At 44.6% G+C, this 20,615-nt stretch carries 17 protein-coding genes and 1 pseudogene; 9 read left to right on the forward strand and 9 right to left on the reverse strand.

What is annotated here, in order from left to right; genetic code table 11:
• Position 1 precedes the first annotated feature (1 nt).
• The 8 genes and pseudogenes from FFV08_09670 to FFV08_09705 form a co-directional block, all read right to left on the reverse strand.
• The gene (locus FFV08_09670; protein QLB52837.1) at positions 2-208 is read right to left on the reverse strand and encodes a DUF1648 domain-containing protein; all 207 of its coding nucleotides are present in this window, start codon (positions 206-208) and stop codon (positions 2-4) included.
• Positions 208-1,818 (reverse strand): ABC transporter permease, encoded by a 1,611-nt coding sequence (locus tag FFV08_09675; protein ID QLB52838.1) that lies wholly within the window; start codon positions 1,816-1,818, stop codon positions 208-210. The genes FFV08_09670 and FFV08_09675 overlap by 1 nt, the downstream gene beginning before the upstream one ends.
• Positions 1,745-2,457: pseudogene (locus FFV08_09680) on the reverse strand (ABC transporter ATP-binding protein). Before FFV08_09680 ends, FFV08_09675 begins: the two are co-directional and overlap by 74 nt.
• Before the next feature lie 141 nt (positions 2,458-2,598).
• Positions 2,599-3,213, reverse strand: coding sequence for a TetR/AcrR family transcriptional regulator (locus tag FFV08_09685; protein ID QLB52839.1), 615 nt, complete (start codon positions 3,211-3,213; stop codon positions 2,599-2,601).
• A 96-nt stretch (positions 3,214-3,309) separates the two neighbouring features.
• Positions 3,310-3,549 carry a 30S ribosomal protein S18 gene (rpsR, locus tag FFV08_09690; protein ID QLB52840.1) on the reverse strand — a complete coding sequence of 80 codons (240 nt, stop codon included), beginning with the start codon at positions 3,547-3,549 and terminating at the stop codon, positions 3,310-3,312.
• A 36-nt stretch (positions 3,550-3,585) separates the two neighbouring features.
• Positions 3,586-4,080, reverse strand: coding sequence for a single-stranded DNA-binding protein (locus FFV08_09695; protein ID QLB52841.1), 495 nt, complete (start codon positions 4,078-4,080; stop codon positions 3,586-3,588).
• Between the two features lie 11 nt (positions 4,081-4,091).
• On the reverse strand, positions 4,092-4,382 hold the full coding sequence (locus FFV08_09700) for a 30S ribosomal protein S6 (protein QLB52842.1): 291 nt from the start codon (positions 4,380-4,382) through the stop codon (positions 4,092-4,094).
• Between the two features lie 178 nt (positions 4,383-4,560).
• Positions 4,561-5,826, reverse strand: coding sequence for an imidazolonepropionase (locus FFV08_09705; GenBank protein ID QLB52843.1), 1,266 nt, complete (start codon positions 5,824-5,826; stop codon positions 4,561-4,563).
• Positions 5,827-6,025: 199 nt separating this feature from the next.
• On the opposite strand from FFV08_09705, the gene FFV08_09710 reads away from it, so the two are divergent.
• The 9 genes from FFV08_09710 (at position 6,026) to FFV08_09750 (ending at position 17,363) form a co-directional block, all read left to right on the forward strand.
• On the forward strand, positions 6,026-8,056 hold the full coding sequence (locus FFV08_09710; GenBank protein QLB52844.1) for a urocanate hydratase: 2,031 nt from the start codon (positions 6,026-6,028) through the stop codon (positions 8,054-8,056).
• A gap of 119 nt (positions 8,057-8,175) precedes the next feature.
• The gene (ftcD, locus tag FFV08_09715) at positions 8,176-9,075 is read left to right on the forward strand and encodes a glutamate formimidoyltransferase (GenBank protein QLB52845.1); all 900 of its coding nucleotides are present in this window, start codon (positions 8,176-8,178) and stop codon (positions 9,073-9,075) included.
• A 14-nt stretch (positions 9,076-9,089) separates the two neighbouring features.
• Positions 9,090-9,716 (forward strand): sugar ABC transporter substrate-binding protein, encoded by a 627-nt coding sequence (locus FFV08_09720; protein QLB52846.1) that lies wholly within the window; start codon positions 9,090-9,092, stop codon positions 9,714-9,716.
• Between the two features lie 66 nt (positions 9,717-9,782).
• Entirely contained in the window at positions 9,783-11,456 is a 1,674-nt protein-coding gene (locus FFV08_09725) for a formate--tetrahydrofolate ligase (protein ID QLB52847.1), read from the forward strand.
• Positions 11,457-11,468: 12 nt separating this feature from the next.
• Positions 11,469-12,062: a hypothetical protein gene (locus FFV08_09730; GenBank protein QLB52848.1), complete on the forward strand. Its 594-nt coding sequence runs from the start codon at positions 11,469-11,471 to the stop codon at positions 12,060-12,062.
• A gap of 75 nt (positions 12,063-12,137) precedes the next feature.
• Positions 12,138-13,490, forward strand: a complete 1,353-nt coding sequence (locus FFV08_09735) for an amino acid permease (GenBank protein QLB52849.1) — start codon at positions 12,138-12,140, stop codon at positions 13,488-13,490.
• Between the two features lie 5 nt (positions 13,491-13,495).
• Positions 13,496-15,037 (forward strand): histidine ammonia-lyase, encoded by a 1,542-nt coding sequence (gene hutH / locus FFV08_09740; protein QLB52850.1) that lies wholly within the window; start codon positions 13,496-13,498, stop codon positions 15,035-15,037.
• 141 nt (positions 15,038-15,178) lie between these two features.
• Complete coding sequence (gene hutG / locus FFV08_09745) at positions 15,179-16,168, forward strand: formimidoylglutamase (GenBank protein ID QLB52851.1); 990 nt, start codon at positions 15,179-15,181, stop codon at positions 16,166-16,168.
• A gap of 250 nt (positions 16,169-16,418) precedes the next feature.
• Positions 16,419-17,363: an IS30 family transposase gene (locus FFV08_09750; protein ID QLB52852.1), complete on the forward strand. Its 945-nt coding sequence runs from the start codon at positions 16,419-16,421 to the stop codon at positions 17,361-17,363.
• 50 nt (positions 17,364-17,413) lie between these two features.
• Here FFV08_09750 and FFV08_09755 read toward each other — a convergent pair whose 3' ends face one another.
• Positions 17,414-20,470, reverse strand: coding sequence for a tetratricopeptide repeat protein (locus FFV08_09755; protein ID QLB52853.1), 3,057 nt, complete (start codon positions 20,468-20,470; stop codon positions 17,414-17,416).
• Between the last annotated feature and the right edge of the window lie 145 nt (positions 20,471-20,615).

Genomic DNA, 20,615 nt, shown 5'->3' on the forward strand with positions numbered 1-20,615 from the left:
ACTAACCTCTTTTTGATTTGCTTCGAAAATATTTCCAATAAAGAGAGTAGGGAATGGGCAAACTGAGAATCAACCAAAAGCGATTGACAACAAGGTCCGCCTTTCCTGCGCTGTTAAAATGAATGGGAACCTGCTCTGGTAGCAGGCAGATAAGCAAAAATATGATTACTGCTAAGAGAAACAAAACGACTAAATCTTTCTTTTTCATTAGCCATGAACCTCCTTAAAATATCCTTGTTTTATTAAATGCCTATAAAGGACGGCTGCCAAAAGCAAAAGTCCAAGCGCTGAGATTCGCAGCGACATCTCCAAGTCCATACTAAATAGCAAGGATAAGCAAAGAGGGAACACAAGAACCAAGATGCCTATTCCTCCAGACAAGATAGCCGCAAAACTTTGTTTAATAACAATCATTTCATTGTCCCAGATGAACTTAGGATAATGAAAATTGACCACAAGTCCCTGAAGAGCTGTAAACAGTGAGTAAGCCAGTGAAATAAGGACCAAATCCACTACTTGCAAGCCTCCTAGCGAGAAACGCCAAACCAGAACAGGCAAGCCCAGCAGCAAGGCCGTGACGTGTAAAGACACCGTCAAGGCCAGCTTCGCCATCATTATCTGCCTCATAGATACTGGGAGCGTCTGAAGCAACCAAATCTCTTCACCCTCCAAGGAAATACTGACAGCTGCAGGATTGGAAATACTGAGACATCCAGCCAGTAATAGAGGTAAAAACTCTCGGCTATTACTGAGTCCAATCGAAGAAAAGAGGGCATCAGGACTCATAAAACAAAGCGAGATGGCTAAAACGATGATTAAAATGATTCCCAGTCCACTATTGAGCATATAAAGATAGGAACACACAAAATTCGCAATTTCTCTCCTATAAAGGGCCATAAATGGAGACTTCTGCCAGCTTCTATAGCCTTTTCTTTCTGACCTCACATCTGTTATCATCTGATTCATTTTTATATAATTTCTACTTAAATACCTTAGAAAAAGTCCTGTCAGCGCAAAAGATATAAGTATCAACAGAAGGCTAGCCCACCAAAAATGATGACGATTAAAAAACAAGCTTGCCGGAGGATAGAGAGAAGTCAGCTGCTTGGTAAGCAAGAGACCAAGATTTTCAGCTGACATTCCGGCTCTCATAGCCCACATACTGCCTGTTGCCAGCCCCAAAAGCAAGAGGAGAGAAAAAAGAAAGGCAGCTAGATTTTTATGAGGGGCCTTTGAGGCAATGTAGGCAACGCATAAGCCGAGTAAAGAGGCTAAAGAGAGAGGTAAAAGAGGAATAAATCCCATTAAAAGCAGATAAAGAAGCAACTCCAAGAAGGACGCACCATAGCCAAACCAAACGAGGCCTGCTGGCAGCATGAGAAGGATGGCAAACACACTGTTCAAAAGATAAAGAAAAGCGTATTTCTCATAGACGATTTCTCTAATACTGAGCGGCAATACGATGAGCCTCTCAAGTTCCTCTTGGTCAAACAAGATGCCATTTGACTGCATCAGACTGAAAAAGAAAATAATAAAACTAACCAAGGCAATCATATAGGCTGGAATCAAATTTGCCTGCCCAAACCTGACCAAACTCAAAGCCGTTAAAAGGTTGTAGCCTGAAAATAACAAAACAAGCAAAAAAAGTAGACCAAGCTTAAAATACCTGCCCAACCCTCGTCCTTTCCTTAAATTATTGAGCGAAAATGTGCTGTATAATTGTACTTTTAAAAGCAGAAGAATATTAGTCATCATCCTGTAACTCCATAAATACTTGTTCCAAACTGGATGTCCCCTTAACTTCAGAGGTCCTTCCATTAGCCACCAAACGTCCCTTTTGCAGAATTGCCACCTTATTGCAGAGTTCTTCCGCAACCTCTAAAACATGGGTAGAAAAGAAAATCGCATGCCCTTGACTGGCTAGCTCTCTCATGATCTGCTTAAAATAATATGCGCCTTTCGGATCTAAACCGACAAAAGGTTCATCTAAAATCAATAGTTCTGGATCATGCAAGAGGGCAGCAATTAGCGCCAATCGCTGCTTCATCCCATGCGAATAAGCTGATATCAACTGATCCAAAGAAGTATCCAGCTCAAACATTTTAGAATACTTTTTTATAGCCGCTTGCCTTTTTTCCAAAGAGACTCTATAAATGTCTGCTACAAAGTCCAAAAACTGCCTTGCTGTCAGATTTTTATAAAGGTCTGGGTTATCCGGCAGAAATGCCATCTTTTCTTACAAAGCAAGGGCTCCTTCCTGATAGAGTGCCCACAGATATAAATCTCTCCTTTATCAAAATCATGAATCCCCACAATGGACTTAATGGTGGATGTCTTACCTGCTCCATTAGCGCCGATGAAGCCATAAATATCCCCAGGCTCCACCATCAGACTAAGATCATCCACTGCCTTTTTACCGTTGCTATATACTTTTGTTAAATGTTCTATTTTTAACATGAATTTCTCCTTTTATTTAAACTGACATCTTGTCAGTATTGGTGTAAAATTTTTTAAATATCAAGATTAAGAGATTGAAGTTCCGAACTGACATTTTGTCAGTTCTGTTTCTAAATAAAAGGCAGAAAACTGCCGATTATTCTAAAAAATAGATTCTTCTAATCCTAAGCTTCTTTCTAGGATTGCCTGGAAGCTGGTGAGATAATCCTGCAAAGTCTCTGGTTTTTCCTGACTCATCTTGATATCATTGGACACAAAGACGTAGGCAGTCATGAGAAAAGAAGCCGTCTCATGCGGATATTTCAAATGAAAATCTCCGGATTTCTGACCTTCCTCCAAGATATGAGTAAAGAAAACAATCATCCGCTCACAGAGTCTATGATAAAAGCGATCCAAAACATAGCGATTTGTTTCTAAATTGACTGTTTCCTGCAAGACTTGATTTTCCCGTGTTCTGCTTTCCTCTGGGATAAGAGTCGCCTCAATAAAGGCTCTGATTTTTTCCTTGGCTCCGACATTTGGCTGATAGCTGATTTTTTCGAGCTTTCTCAGCAAGGGCTCAGAGTTCTTTTCAATCAAACAATAGAGAATATCTTCCTTATCCTTAAAATGATAATAGAGCAGACCTCGAGAAATTCCAAGCTTATCAATAATGTCTTGAGTTCTTGTCTTTAGATAGCCTTTTTGGGCAAAGAGCTGCAAGGCTGCAGACATAATCTCCGCCCGCCGTACCTCTACTTCCTTGACATCACGCATGATTTCTGCCTCCTAGTGGTCAGTATAGCACTCCACTGACATTTTGTCAATGATAAAATAAAAAAAACAGCAAGCTAGAGCCTGCTGTCAATTTAATTAGTCTTCATTTACGAAAGGCATCAAAGCCATTACGCGAGCGCGTTTGATAGCTGTTGTTACTTTACGTTGGTTTTTAGCTGAAGTTCCTGTTACGCGACGAGGAAGGATTTTCCCACGTTCTGAAACGAAACGGCTAAGAAGCTCAGTATCTTTGTAATCAACATATTCAATTTTGTTCGCTGCGATGTAATCAACTTTTTTACGGCGTTTGAATCCGCCACGACGTTGTTGAGCCATGTGTTTTCTCCTTTATATTATAGTTAGATTCGATCCTTAGAAAGGTAGATCGTCGTCTGAGATATCCATTGGGTTAGAATTGCCAAATGGGCTCTCATCACGAGAAAAGTTCGGTACTTGGTTAGACGAGTCTGCACTGCCATAACTTGGAGCAGAGCTGCCGCCGAAGCTGTTCCCACCGTATCCGCCAGATGACTGACCTTCACGATTAGAGCGGCTTTCCAAAAGTTGGAAATTGTCCGCAACAACTTCTGTGACATAGACACGCTGGCCTTGCTGATTCTCGTAGTTACGCGTTTGAATACGGCCTGTAATTCCGATCAGGGCTCCTTTTTTAGCCCAGTTTGCAAGATTTTCTGCCTGCTGACGCCAGATAACAACATTGATAAAGTCTGCTTCTCGCTCGCCACTTTGATTTTTAAAGTTACGATTGACAGCCAGAGTAAATGTTGCGACCGCTTGGTTCTGCGGAGTATAGCGAAGCTCGGCATCACGGGTCATGCGACCCACCAGTACAACGTTATTAATCATAGTCTACCTTCTTAAGCGTCAAGTTTGACGATCATGTGACGAAGAATGTCAGCGTTGATTTTTGAAAGACGGTCAAACTCTTTAAGAGCTACATCGTCGTTTGCTTCAACGTTAACGATGTGGTAAAGTCCTTCACGGAAATCTTGGATTTCGTATGCAAGACGACGTTTTTCCCAGTCTTTTGATTCAACAACAGTTGCACCATTGTCAGTCAAGATAGAGTCAAAGCGTGCTACCAAAGCGTTTTTAGCTTCTTCTTCAATGTTTGGACGAATAATATAAAGAATTTCGTATTTAGCCATTGATTTTTCCTCCTTTTGGTCTAATGACCCCGAGACTTTGCAAGGGGTAAGTGAGGTTTGCTCACAAATAACTATTATAGCAGACTTCCAGCAGAATGGCAAGGGAAAGTTTTGATATAAAGAAAACTCTCCCTGTCACCAGAGAGAGTCCGAAAAATACGATTCGTTTTGAGAGAGGCTAGACGATTCTACCTTGATCGACGACCAGTTTTCCAGCCTTGTAAACCTGATGGGTCAGGTTGGTCGCAAAGAAATAAAGTGGATAGTCGATATTCTTAGCGTCTAGGATGGTTATGTCAGCCTGCTTGCCCGTGTTAAAGCTGCCAATCTTATCTTGGCGGTTAACTGAGTAGGCCGCATTGATGGTTACAGCGTTAAGAACTTCTACTGGCGTCAGTCGCATCATAAAGCAGCCCAGCTGCATGACGAACTGTAGATTAGCTGTTGGACAAGAGCCTGGATTGCTGTCGGTAGTCAAAGTGATGGCCATACCAGCTTCCAGCATCTTGCGCGCTGGTGCATAGGTATCTTCCATCAGACTGAAGGTAGTTGCCGGCAGGAGATTTCCAATAACCTTGGCTTCTGCCATCTTGCGAATACCTTCATCAGTCGCCACCATCAAGTGCTCTGCACTAGTTGCCCCTAGCTCAGCTGCGACATCTACTCCACCGATAGACTCGATTTCATCAGCATGGATTCGAAGCTTGAAGCCCATTTCCTTAGCCTTAGAAAGCAAGTAGCGTGACTCGTCAGCTGTAAAGACGCCTTTTTCACAGAAAATATCACAGAACTCAGCTAGATTTTCTGCCTTTACTCGAGGCAGCATTTCCTCAACGATAAGCTCCAGATATTCCTGAGAGCGTCCTTTGTATTCTGGTGGAACGGCGTGGGCAGCCATAAAGGTAGAAACGAGGTCAATCTCGTGGTCACGGTCCAGAGCTCCAACGACATCCAGCTGACGCTTCTCCGTTTCCCAGTCCAGACCATAGCCACTCTTGGCCTCAACAGTCGTCACCCCATGCAGGAGCATGTAGTCCAGCAGTCTCTTAGACTTATCATAGAGAGTGTCAAAAGAAGCTTCTCGCGTCGCCCGGACCGTACTGAGAATACCGCCGCCTTGGGCAAGAATTTCCAGATAAGGGACACCGGCTAATTTCTTGGCAAATTCATGCTCCCGGCTGCCACCGTAGACCAAGTGAGTATGGCAGTCGATCAAACCAGGCGTAGCAATCTTGCCCTCATAAGACTGAATCTTAGTATCTGTTCCAATCAGACTGGCGTCCGGATCTCCACTGCCAACTGCTAGGATTTTGCCGTCTTTGACTGCAATGTAGCCGTCCTCCAAGACCTGAGCTTCCTTCATCTCCTCGCCAAAAAGGGGATGGCCGAGGTCCTTGGGACAGAAGACTTGATTAAAGTGAGTTAATAGTAAATCAGCAGTCATGCTTGTTCCTCCATTTCATTTTCCGACATATTTGCTTTTCATCATAATACACTATCGTCAAATTATAGTCAAAAGCTTGTAAAAGATAGGAGCCCCACTTTTTTTACTGTTTTTGTCATTTTCTTGACTCTTTATGGACGGGAGTCTTATAGAATGTAGGAGAAAGATATTTTACACTTGACTAAAAGGAGGATTTTTCATGTCATACTTTAGCGAAAATGAAATTGCAGCAGCAATGACCGTCAAATTAGACGATGTACTGCCTGAAAAAACAGTTTTCCAAGAAGGCATCCGTCGAGCACCTGACCGGGGCTTCCGTTTGACGCAAGCTCAAACCGAAATTGCTCTTAAAAATGCCCTTCGCTATATTCCAAAGAGATTCCATGAGGAAGTGATTCCAGAATTTCTGGAAGAACTGAAAACTCGCGGACGGATTTATGGCTACCGCTGGCGGCCAAAAGAACGCATCTACGGCAAACCAATTGATGAGTATAAAGGGAACTGTACCGCAGCCAAGGCTATGCAGGTCATGATTGACAACAACCTGAGCTTTGAAATCGCTCTTTATCCTTATGAATTGGTTACTTATGGTGAAACAGGATCAGTCTGCGCTAACTGGATGCAGTACAACCTCATCATGAAATACTTGGAAATCATGACCGACCATCAAACCTTGGTCGTAGAATCTGGCCATCCTCTTGGACTCTTCAAGTCCAAACCAGAAGCTCCTCGTGTTATCATCACCAACGGCCTCTTGGTCGGTGAGTACGACAACATGAAGGACTGGGAAATTGCAGAAGAAATGGGCGTGACCAACTATGGTCAAATGACAGCCGGCGGCTGGATGTACATCGGCCCTCAAGGTATCGTCCATGGTACTTTCAACACTCTCCTCAATGCTGGACGTTTGAAACTAGGTGTAGCTGATGATGGCGACCTGACAAGCAAACTCTTCATCTCTTCTGGTCTGGGCGGCATGAGTGGAGCTCAAGGGAAAGCAGCCGAAATTGCTAAAGCTGTAGCAATCGTGGCAGAAGTAGACCAATCTCGTATTGAAACTCGTCACTCTCAAGGCTGGATTAGCCAATTGGCTGAAAGTCCAAAAGAAGCAATCGAGCTAGCACAGAAAGCTCTGGAAGCTGGCGAATCCACTTCTATCGCCTATCATGGTAACATCGTAGACCTCTTGGAATATGTCAACGAGAACAATATCCATGTAGATTTGCTGTCTGACCAAACTTCTTGCCACAATGTCTATGACGGTGGCTACTGTCCAGCTGGAATCAGCTTTGAAGAACGGACTCGCCTCTTGGCTGAAGATAAGGAAAGTTTTGCTAAGCTGGTTGACCAAACCTTGGAACGTCACTTTAAGGCAATCAAGACCTTGACTAATAACGGCACCTACTTCTTTGACTATGGTAATGCCTTTATGAAGGCAGTCTATGACTCTGGCATCAAGGAAATTTCTAAGAATGGCTTTGACGACAAAGACGGCTTCATCTGGCCATCTTATGTAGAAGATATCATGGGCCCAATGCTCTTTGACTATGGTTATGGTCCTTTCCGTTGGGTATGTCTGAGCGGTAAGCACGAAGACCTAGTCGCTACTGACCATGCAGCTATGGAAGTGATTGACCCTAACCGCCGCTACCAAGACCGCGACAACTATAACTGGATTCGCGATGCTGAAAAGAACCAGTTGGTTGTTGGAACGCAGGCTCGGATTCTCTACCAAGACTGTATGGGACGTGTCAACATCGCCCTCAAGTTCAATGAATTAGTCCGCGAAGGCAAGATTGGTCCTGTCATGATTGGCCGTGATCACCACGACGTATCTGGTACCGACTCACCATTCCGTGAAACTTCTAATATCAAGGACGGATCTAATGTCACTTGTGACATGGCCGTACAATGTTACGCTGGTAACGCAGCCCGCGGTATGAGTTTGGTAGCTCTCCACAACGGTGGCGGAACTGGTATCGGTAAATCTATCAACGGTGGATTTGGCTTGGTACTGGACGGCAGCGAACGTATCGATGAAATCATCAAATCTGCTATCGCTTGGGATACGATCGGCGGAGTTGCACGTCGTAACTGGGCTCGCAATGAGCATGCCATCGAGACAGCTATCGAGTACAACCGTCTCCACCAAGGAACAGACCACATCACCATTCCGTACTTAACTGACGAAGATTTGGTCAAAGAATCTGTTAAAAAGTTGTTCGAATAGAAAAAACTTGTCCCCCAACTTCCGACCTGAGCTGGGTATCAATCTGGCTCAGGAGGAGGTTCTGCTTCATTAATTTCATATTATAAATTAAAATTATTGATATCACGAGGTAATATCTTATGGCAAAAATTGTTGAATGTATTCCTAACTTTTCTGAAGGCCGCAACCAAGCGGTCATTAACGGTCTAGTGGAAACAGCTAAGAGCGTGCCAGGTGTAACACTTCTGGACCACTCTTCTGATGCCAGCCACAACCGCAGCGTCTTTACCTTGGTCGGTGATGATCAAAATATTCAGGAAGTTGCCTTCCGTTTGGTTAAATACGCTTCTGAAAACATTGACTTGACCAAGCACCAAGGTGAACACCCTCGTATGGGCGCAACTGATGTCCTGCCTTTTGTACCGATTAAGGACATCACAAGTGAGGAATGCGTAGAAATTGCGAAGACAGTATCTGAGCGAATCAATCGTGAGCTCGGTATTCCTATCTTCCTCTATGAAGATGCAGCGACTCGTCCAGAGCGTAAAAATTTGGCTAAGGTTCGTAAGGGACAATTTGAAGGCATGCCTGAAAAACTCTTGGAACCTGACTGGGCGCCTGACTATGGTGAAAGAAAGATTCACCCAACTGCAGGTGTTACTGCTGTTGGTGCTAGAATGCCGCTCATCGCCTACAACATTAACTTGGATACAGACAATCTGGAAATTGCCAACAATATTGCCAAAATTATCCGTGGATCAAGCGGTGGCTACAAGTACTGTAAAGCTATCGGCGTTATGCTGGAAGACCGCAACATTGCCCAGGTTTCCATCAACATGGTCAATCTGGAAAAATTCCCGCTCTATCGTGTCTTTGAAACAGTTCGCTTTGAAGCCAAACGCTACGGAGTTGGAATCCTCGGCTCAGAAGTCATCGGTTTGGCGCCAGCTAAGGCTTTGATTGATGCAGCAGAATACTATCTGCAAATCGAAGACTTTGACTACGGCAAGCAAGTTCTGGAAAACCATTTGCTGGGCTAGGAGGACAGAAATCCATGAAATTAGTAGATTTAAGCTTGACAGAATTTGCCCAAGTCCTAGGCTCAGATGCTCCTGCACCAGGAGGTGGGTCTGCCGCTGCTCTATCCGCAGCGAACGGTATTTCCCTGACCAAGATGGTTTGCGAATTAACCCTTGGCAAGAAAAAATACGCAGAATTTGAAGCAGAAATTGCTCAAGTGCACGCAGAAAGTGCCCGCCTCCAAGAAAGCCTGCTCGCAGCTATTGACAAGGACACTGAAGCATTTAATCTGGTCTCCGCCGTCTTTGATATGCCTAAGGAGACTGACGAAGACAAGGCTGCCCGTCGGGAAGCGATGCAACAAGCTCTCAAGGAAGCGACCAAGTCACCTTATGGCATGATGGAAGACATCTTGGATGCCCTGCAAACAACTCAAAAGGCTGTCGGTAAATCCAATACCAATGCTGCCAGCGACCTGGGAGTAGCAGCTCTCAACCTTAAGGCTGGCCTGCAAGGGGCTTGGCTCAATGTCCTCATCAACTTGTCAGGCGTCAAGGATGAAGCATTCGTCGCAGACTACCGCAGCAAGGGTGAAGACCTACTGCAAAAAGGCTGCGCTCTAGCCGATGAAATTTATCAAGAAATTTTGAAAGTTGTCTAATAGATAAACGGAAGAGAAGTCTATTTTTTCCCATGAATGGACTTCCTTTTCTCAAGAGGTAACAATATGGTTTTATCAGATATTGAAATTGCGAATTCGGTTCAAATGAAGCCCATCAAAGAGGTAGCAGAAAAGCTAGGAATTGCTGAAGATGCCCTGTCTCTTTATGGAAATCACAAGGCAAAAATCAGTGCCGGCCAACTGGAAGCCTTAAAAGACAAGCCAGACGGCAAACTGATTCTCGTGACAGCTATTTCCCCGACACCAGCTGGAGAAGGTAAGACAACGACTTCTGTCGGATTGGTCGATGCTCTAGCTGCTATCGGTAAGAAAGCCGTTATCGCTCTGCGGGAGCCTTCACTCGGACCTGTCTTTGGTATCAAGGGCGGAGCTGCTGGCGGTGGTCACGCTCAAGTTGTGCCTATGGAGGACATCAACCTCCACTTCACTGGTGACTTTCATGCCATCGGTGTTGCCAACAACTTGCTGGCAGCCCTCATCGATAACCACATCCACCATGGCAATGCCTTAGGCATCGACTCTCGCCGCATCACTTGGAAGCGGGCAGTGGATATGAATGACCGGCAACTGCGCCACATCGTAAATGGCTTGCAAGGTAAGGTCAACGGTGTTCCACGTGAAGATGGTTTTGACATCACAGTTGCTTCTGAGGTTATGGCTATTCTCTGTCTGTCAGAAAATATTACTGACCTCAAGAACCGTTTGGAAAAGATTATCATTGGCTACAGCTTTGACGGTAAGCCAGTAACTGCCAAGGATCTAAAAGCTGGTGGCGCTATGGCGGCTGTCCTCAAAGACGCCATCCATCCAAACTTGGTTCAAACTCTGGAACACACACCAGCCTTGATTCACGGCGGACCTTTCGCCAACATTGCTCATGGCTGTAACAGTGTCCTAGCTACCAAGCTAGCTCTCAAGTATGCCGACTATACAGTCACAGAAGCTGGTTTTGGTGCTGACCTCGGTGCTGAAAAATTCATTGATATCAAGTGTCGTACATCTGGTCTTCGTCCATCGGCTGTAGTTCTGGTTGCTACTATCCGCGCTCTCAAGATGCACGGTGGTGTGGCTAAGAGTGATTTGGCTGAAGAAAATGTCCAAGCTGTTGTAGACGGACTGCCAAACTTAGAAAAACATCTGGAAAATATTCAAGATGTTTATGGCCTGCCAGCAGTCGTTGCTATCAATAAATTCCCGCTGGACACCGAAGCAGAACTGCAAGCAGTTTATGACGCCTGCCAAAAACGCGGAGTTGACGTAGTGATTTCTGACGTCTGGGCTAATGGCGGAGCTGGCGGTAAAGAATTGGCTGAAAAAGTCGTTGAATTGGCCGAAGGAGACAATCACTTCCAATTTGTATATAATGAAGAGGACTCCATTGAGACCAAGCTCAACAAAATTGTTACTAAGGTCTATGGAGGCAAGGGCGTTCGCCTGACTCCTGCTGCTAAACGTGAGCTCAAACAACTGGAAGAACTGGGCTTCTCCAACTATCCTATCTGTATGGCTAAGACCCAGTACTCTTTCTCAGATGATGCTAAAAAGCTGGGCGCACCTAAAGACTTTGTTGTGACTATCAGCCAGCTCAAAGTTTCTGCTGGTGCAGGCTTCATCGTTGCTCTGACTGGGGCGATCATGACCATGCCAGGGCTGCCTAAAGTGCCAGCCAGCGAAAAGATTGATGTTGACAAAGACGGCAATATCAGCGGTTTGTTCTAATAAATACCAAAAATGATAACCCTTCTAAAAGTAAATGATTTTCAAGTTTCCGATTGGTCGGGGGGAAAGACAAAACAGCTTTATCTTTCCCCGCCAACTGGCCACTATGGCAAGCGGGACTTTGACTATCGCCTCTCAACAGCGACTGTGGAGTTGGCTGAAAGTCAGTTTTCTGACCTCAGCGGCTTTCACCGCATTCTCATGAGCCTGGACCACACACTTCATCTCCACAATGCTAGTCGGCAGGAGGAAACGGTTCTAGCTCCCTTTACTCCCTATGTCTTTGAAGGGAGTGATTCTATAACAAGTCGGGGGACTTGTACCGACTTTAACTTAATCTACAGCGACCATTATCAGGGACAGATGATTGCCATCTTGAATGAGCAAGAGCTTAGCCGAGATGACGAAATTCAATTTATCTATGCCTTGAGTAATCTGACGGTGACGGGAACAGACCTGCCAGCACTTAATCTAGAGGCAGAGCAGCTTCTGATAGTGGAAAAAGAGACTCAGGAAACTGAGCTGCAAATAATGTTTTCGAGTAACCAGCCAAAGGGCGCTCCCCTTGCTATATGGGCTGGTTTGACCCACATCCCTACTAAGTAAAGATACCATGATGCCTTGTCACCATTCTATCTTTACTTGGAAAGGATCCCATATCTCTAAAGGAGAAACATTATTATGGATGCAACTAAACTCACTGCACAAGAACAAGAACAGGAAAAAGCCAAATTTAGCTTTTCCGGTGCAACTCTCTACGGTATCAACGCCGTTATCGGTTCAGGGATTTTCCTCCTACCGCAAAAGATTTATAAAGGACTTGGTCCTGCCTCTCTAGCTGTCATGCTTGGAACAGCCCTCCTCGTTATTCTACTAGCCGTCTGCTTGGCAGAAACTGCTGGTTATTTTAATAAAAACGGTGGAGCTTTCCAATATTCCAAAGCGGCCTTTGGAAACTTTGTGGGCTTTAATGTAGGTTTTCTGGGCTGGGTCGTAACCATTATCGCTTGGGCTGCTATGGCAGCAGCATTTGCAAGACTTTTTGTTATTACTTTTAAAGCCTTTGAACCTTATGAGCTGATTCTCAGTGTGAGCCTGATTATCCTACTCAGTTTGATGAATATCTCTGGTCTTAAGACTTCAAAAATATTCACCCTAACTGCTACTGTAGCTAAGCTCATTCCGATCATTGCCTTTAGTCTATGTGCTATTTTCTTTATCAAAGACGGAATAGCAAAAGGAAACTTCACTCCATTTCTTCAGCTAGAACCTGGCGTAGATATCATGAAGGCTATCTCTAGCACAGCCATTTATATCTTCTACGGATTTATCGGATTTGAAACCATGTCTATCGTTGCTGGTGAAATGCGCAACCCAGAAAAGAACGTACCTCGGGCTATCTTAGGCTCCATTAGTATTGTTTCTGTACTCTATATGCTCATCATTGCTGGAACCATCGCCATGCTGGGTAGCCGTATCTTGCAAACAGATGCTTCTGTACAAGATGCCTTTGTAGAGATGATCGGTCCTGCTGGAGCTTGGATTATTTCTATCGGAGCTCTTATCTCTATCACTGGTCTTAATATCGGTGAATCTGTCATGGTCCCGCGTTTTGGGGCGGCCATCGCAGAAGAAGGCTTGCTGCCTAAGAAAATAGCAGAAACCAACTCTAAAAATGCCCCTATAGTTGCCATTATTATTTCAGGAATCCTGGCCATCGTCCTGCTCTTCTCTGGTAAATTTGAAGAATTGGCAGCTCTTAGCGTGGTCTTCCGCTTCTTCCAATACATCCCAACTGCTCTAGCTGTACTAGTATTAAGAAAGAAATATCCAGATAAGAAAGTGGTCTTCCGAGTTCCATTTGGTCCTGTAATTCCAATTTTGGCGGTTCTAGTCAGCCTCGTCATGATTTGGGGTGAAAATCCAATGAACTATGTTTACGGCCTTATCGGTGTCCTTATCGCCAGTGCAGTATACTTTATCTATATAGTACTGATTTGTAAAAATAAAGTTCCTGAACAAGAAGGAGAATAAATCTTATGTCACATGTAATCAATTTGGATGGCGAACACCTTACTTTAGAAGACGTCATCGCAGTAGCCCGACATGGAGCCACCTGCGAAATCAATGAAGAAGCTAAAAAAGCTGTAGAAGCTTCCCGTAAAATCGTAGATGACATCGTCCGTGAAAAGCGGGTAGTCTATGGTGTTACAACTGGATTTGGCTCTCTCTGCAATGTCAGCATCTCACCAGAAGATACGACTCAGCTGCAAGAAAACCTAATCCGTACGCACTCCTCAGGCTACGGCGATCCCCTGCCAGAAGATGCAGTCCGCGCGATTATGTTAATTCGGATTAATTCCTTGGTCAAGGGCTATTCTGGCATCCGCTTGTCCACTGTCGAAAAGCTTCTGGAATTGCTCAATAAAGGTGTTGTCCCTTACATTCCGGAAAAAGGCTCTTTGGGTGCCTCTGGTGACTTAGCACCGCTGGCTCACATGGTTCTGCCTATGCTAGGACTTGGCCGTGCTTACTATCAAGGTGAACTGCTCTCTGGACAAGAAGCTTTGGACAAAGCCGGTATCGAGAAAATTGCTCTAGCAGCTAAGGAAGGGCTGGCACTGATTAACGGTACGACTGTCCTGACAGGTATCGGAGCTCTGGCTACCTATGATGCCATCCAGCTGCTTAAATTATCAGATGTCGCTGGCGCTCTTTCCATGGAAGTCCACAATGGTATTACCAGTCCTTTCGAAGAAGAGTTACACACCATTCGACCTCAGAGCGGACAGCTAGCTACAGCCCGCAATATCCGCAACCTTCTAGAAGGCAGTGGAAATACAACCGTAGCCACTCAACAACGGGTCCAAGACCCATATACCCTGCGTTGTATTCCTCAGATTCATGGTGCCAGCAAGGACTCTATCGCTTATGTCAAGACCAAGGTTGAGATTGAAATCAACTCCGTTACAGACAACCCTATCATCACCAAGGAAGGTCATGTCATCTCAGGCGGTAACTTCCACGGTGAACCAATGGCTCAGCCATTCGACTTCCTCGGTATCGCTATTTCTGAAATCGGTAATGTATCCGAGCGTCGTGTGGAACGTCTGGTCAACAGCCAACTGAGCAAGCTGCCATCCTTCTTGGTCAAACACCCAGGACTCAACTCTGGCTTTATGATTACCCAGTATGCTTGTGCTTCACTTGCTTCTGAGAACAAGGTTCTGTCTCATCCAGCCAGCGTAGACTCTATCCCATCTTGTGAAAACCAAGAGGACTTTGTCAGCATGGGAACTACTGCAGCACGCAAGGCAGCTGAAATTCTCAAGAATTCTCGCCGCATCGTAGCAACAGAAATCATGGCAGCCTGCCAAGCTCTGGATCTGAAACCAGAAAACCATGAACTTGGTAAAGGAACCAAGCCGGCCTACAACCTCTTCCGTCAGCATGTCCGCTTTATCGAGTTTGATAAAGACATCGAAATCTACGAAGAACTCAACAAGGCTTCTGAGCTGATTGAAAACGAAGAATTCCTAGCAGCCGTTGAAAAGGCTGTAGACTTGAGCATTCAGTTTTAAAGCTGATGCCCCTGAAAAAAGCTAACCTAAGAAGCCCGCTCTCGTTCAGCTGGGCTTCTTTTCCCGCCAAAAGCCATTGACAGGCTTGGTGGAAACTCTTATAATAAAGTCGCAAGTATCGTTATGGAAAAGGACAAAATCATGTTAGAAGATTACTATCAGCTAGATAACAGCTACTATCATAAGAGACTGGATGATGATTTATATGCTGCCAAGTGGGGGATGGTTATTGAGTTTTTGGACTTAAATGCCCCTAACTTAAGACCCTTTGACGGGGTCAACTTTGCCTTGATTGGCTTCAAGAGTGACAAAGGGGTTTATATCAACCACGGCCGAGTGGGGGCTGTCGAAGGGCCACAAGCTATCCGAACCCAGCTGGCCAAACTTCCTTGGCATCTGGGCAGAAACGTCCGCGTCTTTGATGTTGGTGATATTGACGGCCCTAACCGCTCTCTGGAGCAGCTGCAGCAAAGCTTGGCTCGAGCAGTCAAACGCCTGCGAGAGCTCAATCTCCGGCCTATTGTCCTAGGGGGCGGCCACGAAACAGCCTACGGCCACTATCTGGGACTTAAGTCGTCACTAGCTCCTGACCAAGACTTGGCCGTCATCAATATGGACGCCCATTTTGATTTGCGTCCCTATGACCAGACTGGTCCCAACTCTGGTACCGGTTTTCGCCAGATGTTTGATGACACTCTGGCTCAGAAGCAGGCCTTTAACTACCTTATCCTAGGGATTCAGGAGCACAATAACAATCTCTTTCTCTTTGACTTTGTGGCAAAATCCAAGGCTATCCAGTTTCTGACTGGAATGGATATTTACCAAATGGGTTACAAGGAAGTCTGTAAAGCAGTTGATGACTTTCTAGCCGGCAAGGAGCAGGTCTATTTGACCATTGATATTGACTGCTTTGCAGCTGGTGCTGCTCCTGGTGTCAGTGCCATTCAGTCGCTCGGTGTGGATCCCAATCTAGCTGTTTTGGTCTTCCAGCACATCGCTGCCTCAGGTAAGTTGATCGGCTTTGACATCGTCGAAGTCTCTCCGCCTCACGATATAGACAACCATACGGCTAATCTGGCTGCCAGCTTTGTCTTTTACCTGACCCAAGTCTGGGCGCAAGCACATGATTGATGGACATTTAAAAATTTCATTACAAACATCAAAAGAGTCTGGGACAAAAGTCCAACCTCAAATATAAAAAGCGAACAAAACTAGTTTTCTGGTAATCAGAATTCTGCTTTGTTCGCTTTTCGCATTTAATTATAGATTTGAAGGGCTTAATAATTAAGATTTCCCAATTTGTAAAATTAAGCTAGACAGAAAAAGCCATCTATGTTAGGCTCAGATAAACACCACATTTGTCTGAAAGGAACTAACATAAATGACCTATACACATCTTACCACAAACGAGCTTGTAATGATAGAGGCTTACTACAAAGAAGGTATAAAAGTTACAGATATTCTAAAAGCTCTTGGAAGATCAAAACAGACCATCTACAATGTCATCAACTATCTGAAAGAGGGGCACTCTGCTTATGATTACTATAACCGATATAAAATCAATAAGAAACGCTGTGGCAGGAATAAAACAAGGCTTACACAAGCAGAAAAAGATTTTATCCAAACTCATTTAAATCTAAGCTGGAGCCTTGATGTCATTAAGGGAGCTTATCCAGATAGGATTTCTTGTTCTATGAGAACTCTCTATCGACTAGCAGACCGTGGTATTCTAAAGAAAGAGGATCTCCCTTGGAAAGGCAAAAGAAAACCAAATGGTCATAGCGAAAAACGAGGAAAACAAGCGTTTCGCAGAGATTTACGTGAGAGAGCAGCCATTTATCCTAATTTTAAGACAGAATTTGGTCATCTAGAAGGGGATACCATTGTTGGCGAGAAACACAAAAGTGCGGTTATTACTTTGGTAGAACGCCTCTCAAAAGCCATCATCACACTGAAAACTAATGGACGGAAAGCAAGTGATATTGAGGTTTCCATCAATCAATGGTTGTCTCAAGTCCCCAGCCATCTCTTTAAGTCGATAACTTTTGATTGTGGGAAAGAATTTTCTAATTGGAAGTCTATTTCGAATGCGCATGACATTGATATTTTCTTTGCGGATCCAGGCTGTCCTGGTCAAAGAGGCCTCAATGAACATTCTAATGGCTTATTAAGACGAAATGGATTACCGAAACAAATGGATTTTACTGCTATTTCTCAAAATTATTTATCAGCTATCGCTGATAAAAGAAATAGAATTCCTAGGAAATCTTTAAATTATCAAACACCATACCAAGTTTTTCTGAGTTACTTGAAAAGTCTAACTTAATTTGACAATTTAGGTTTTTAAAAATTGAAATCTTTTTGTCCCAAACTCTTTTATTTTTTGTTTAATGCCTGAGACAAGTTCTGACGTAAATTTTCTAATTCCTTGAGCTGATGGCGGTCTCGGTAGAAATTAAGATGACTTTTAGCTATATCATAGTAAGAATCAAAGTCTTGGGACAAAAGCTCAGCACAAGCAGGATCCTTTAGGCGATCGGTCAACAGTCGATGCTTGATAACTGCAATCAGATAGTAAATTAAGCCCTTATCCCTTGGATTCCCATATCGTTTGATTAGATCGTCCTTCTTTCGCAAGAGTGCTAGCACCGGCTGGTAGTCTCCCCTTTCACAGCTAATCAAGGCCAGATAGACTTCCAGTTGAGTCTCTTTCCAAGGGAAGCTGAGGGACTCCAAAGCTGTTTTCGCTTTGAGGAAAATCCGCTCCGCCTGCTCATAATCTTTCAGCTGATAATAGGTCATACCCAAGCCGATGTAGAAAGCAAAAATCGAAGGCTCCGCTGTTTTATTTTCTGTCAGCTCAATGGCTTCCTTCTGATGGGCCAGCGCTGTCGTGAAATTCCCGCGAATCTGCTCAATCTCTGCCAGATAGTCTAGAGCCGCCGCAATCTGAATCGAGTACTTGGAACGAAGAGAAGCTGTCAGACTAAAACAGTCAATAGATTGGTAGAGATGATGAAGTGCCTGCTCCTCATCCCCAATCATGAGATGATAGAGCCCCTTGAGCCGGAGGTTGATAGCAATGGCCTCGTGATTATTGTCCTGGACCGAAGCATCCAGAGCCAGCTCCGTATAGTAGCGCATCTCAGAGATATTCTCCGTCTGGATGCAGTAATAAATCATCTGCCGATAGCCTTCTAGGAGAAAATCCATCTGCTGCAGCTCCTTGGCCGAAGCAATCACCTGTTGAATATTGTCCATTCCCTGCTGGTAATTCCCCGTCCGGATAGCATAGCGCCCTTCTAGATAGAGGAAACGAAGAAGCAGGAGCTGGAAATCCCTTTGATTTTGGTGTTTGCTTTTCAGCTCCTCTATTGCCTGACGGATGCGATCAAATTGCTCCAAAACAGCCGACTGATTATTGTCCTCAGTCTTTTCAATGAATCCAAACTCCCGCGAATAAATTGGAAATAGCTCGTGATGAAACTGCAGAGTAGCCTCGAGATAATGCAACTCGTACTCCAGAGACTTAATCAATTGCTTGGACATCTTGTAGTGATAGGCGATTTCATTGAGCAGCTGAGCATGATAGAGAGAGTCTCCCAGCTGGTCTTCCATGCCTTGGGCAATCTGATGATGCAGCATTCGCTTCTTGGCAAGTGACAAGCGCTCATAGGCGTAGAGTCTCAAAAGCTCCTGACTGAATCGCAGGACTAATTCCTCAGCCTGCTCCTCCTCAATCAACAGCTGCTTCTGCCCAAACTCCTCAGTGATTTCGACCACTTCTTCCATCGGCAGGCCTAATAGCCTAGCTAAGAGCGAAACCGACGCAGGAGCCCTAAAACAAGCCAGATAGTCCACCAACTCTTCCTCTTGACTGCTCAGGTAATCCAGCTTCAGAGACAGCTTAGCCTTAATAGCCGGAGTCAGCGGATGAAACTTCTCTCCCCGCAGGAGCTGCTCAGCATATTCCGACAGGAAGAAAGGGATGCCTTGACTGACCCGATAAATATCTTCAAGGAGTTCTTCAGATATGGTTAGCTGACCTGTCTGGGCTTGCAAGTAAGCCGCACTATCCTTAAAATTCATCGGCTGCAGCTCGATAAAGCCTAGCTTATTGCGTACCAACAGGTGATTGAAAAAATGTTCCAAATAAGAAGGGGTGCTCAGATGCTTGGTCAGCACAAAGGCCACAGGATAGCCAGTCAAATGATTCATAACTTGCTCCAAGACAGCAACGCTGGACTTATCCATCCAGTGACAGTCCTCAATCAAGATTATCAAAGCTTTTTTCTTAGAAATCTTCTGCAGAATATCCACCACAAACTGAGCCAGCTTGTCCGCATCCAACTGAAGACTAGAAGTACCGCCTGTCAAAATGGGAAAATAACTCTCCAAAATGACCTGCCACTGACTGATAGAGAGAATCTGGTGCTGAATAACCAAGTCCCCCAGGCCGTCCAGCAAACCACGCCAAGGCTGCAGCTCTGCCTTCATCTCTTCCTTGAAGCACTCCGCCATGACAATCTGGAAATACTTGGTCTGGTTGGCCAGTACTTGACGAGTCACTGTCCGCTTGCCGATACCAGTACCACCGACTAGAACCAGAGCACGCGCCTCCTGAGCCTCTATCACCTTAGAGAAATAAGATTCCAAACGCTTGATTTCATCAACCCGCCCGAAAAAGTGATCCGTATTGCGTAGAAACTGCTTGGTCTTGCGCTCGCTACGGTCCTTGGCAAGCACCTCATGATATAGTTGCTGGATTGGTTCCGTAGGGCTAATGCCCAGTTCCTTATCTAAAATATTGACCAATTTGTAATAGGTCTCTATCACCTTGCCAGGCCGATCATTATCCTGATAGAGCTTCATGAGCAGATGGTAGTTCTTCTCATCAAACTCATCAATGCTGATCAAGCGGCGCAAATTCCGCTCAGCCTCTTCCAAATCCAGCTGGTCTTTTTCCGCTTCCAACTGCTGGTAACAGGCTTGGATATAAAGCTGCTCATATCGCGTCCGCATCTTAGACACCCAATAATCAAAAGCTTCACTATCCTTGAGATAGAATCCCTGCAGAAAATCCCCCTGATAGAGGGATAGATGCTCTGCCGGATGGTCCGTAAAAAGTTCTACATCACTTTGAATCGCACACTCGGGATTAAGCGACAGCACAGTCCGATTGGGAGCGACAATCCACTCCCCACCTAGTAGCTTGTTAGCTTGATAAATGGTGTTGCGCAGATTCTTTTTGGCGGTCTGATTGTCCTTGTTTTCCCATAGAATTCCTGCAATCTCCTCCCGATTGACTGCACCATTGATGTGGAGATAGTAAAGCAGAGCATTGATTTTGGCAAAAGGAAAAAAGACTTCCTCTTGATTGAGAAAGACACTCGGACTTCCCAGCAATTTCAACCTCAACAGATTTTTCGACATGCAAACGCCTCCAAGAAACCTTATAAAACTAATATAAACAAAAAGAGACAGTTTGGCAAGTAAAGTATTATACTAGCCCTTAATTTCCAGTTTTTAAATTGGTTTTATTTAGGATTTTTTTTTATACTAGGATGAAAATAAAATT

The organism is Streptococcus sanguinis, from assembly GCA_013378335.1.
GTDB classification, from domain to species: domain Bacteria; phylum Bacillota; class Bacilli; order Lactobacillales; family Streptococcaceae; genus Streptococcus; species Streptococcus sanguinis_I.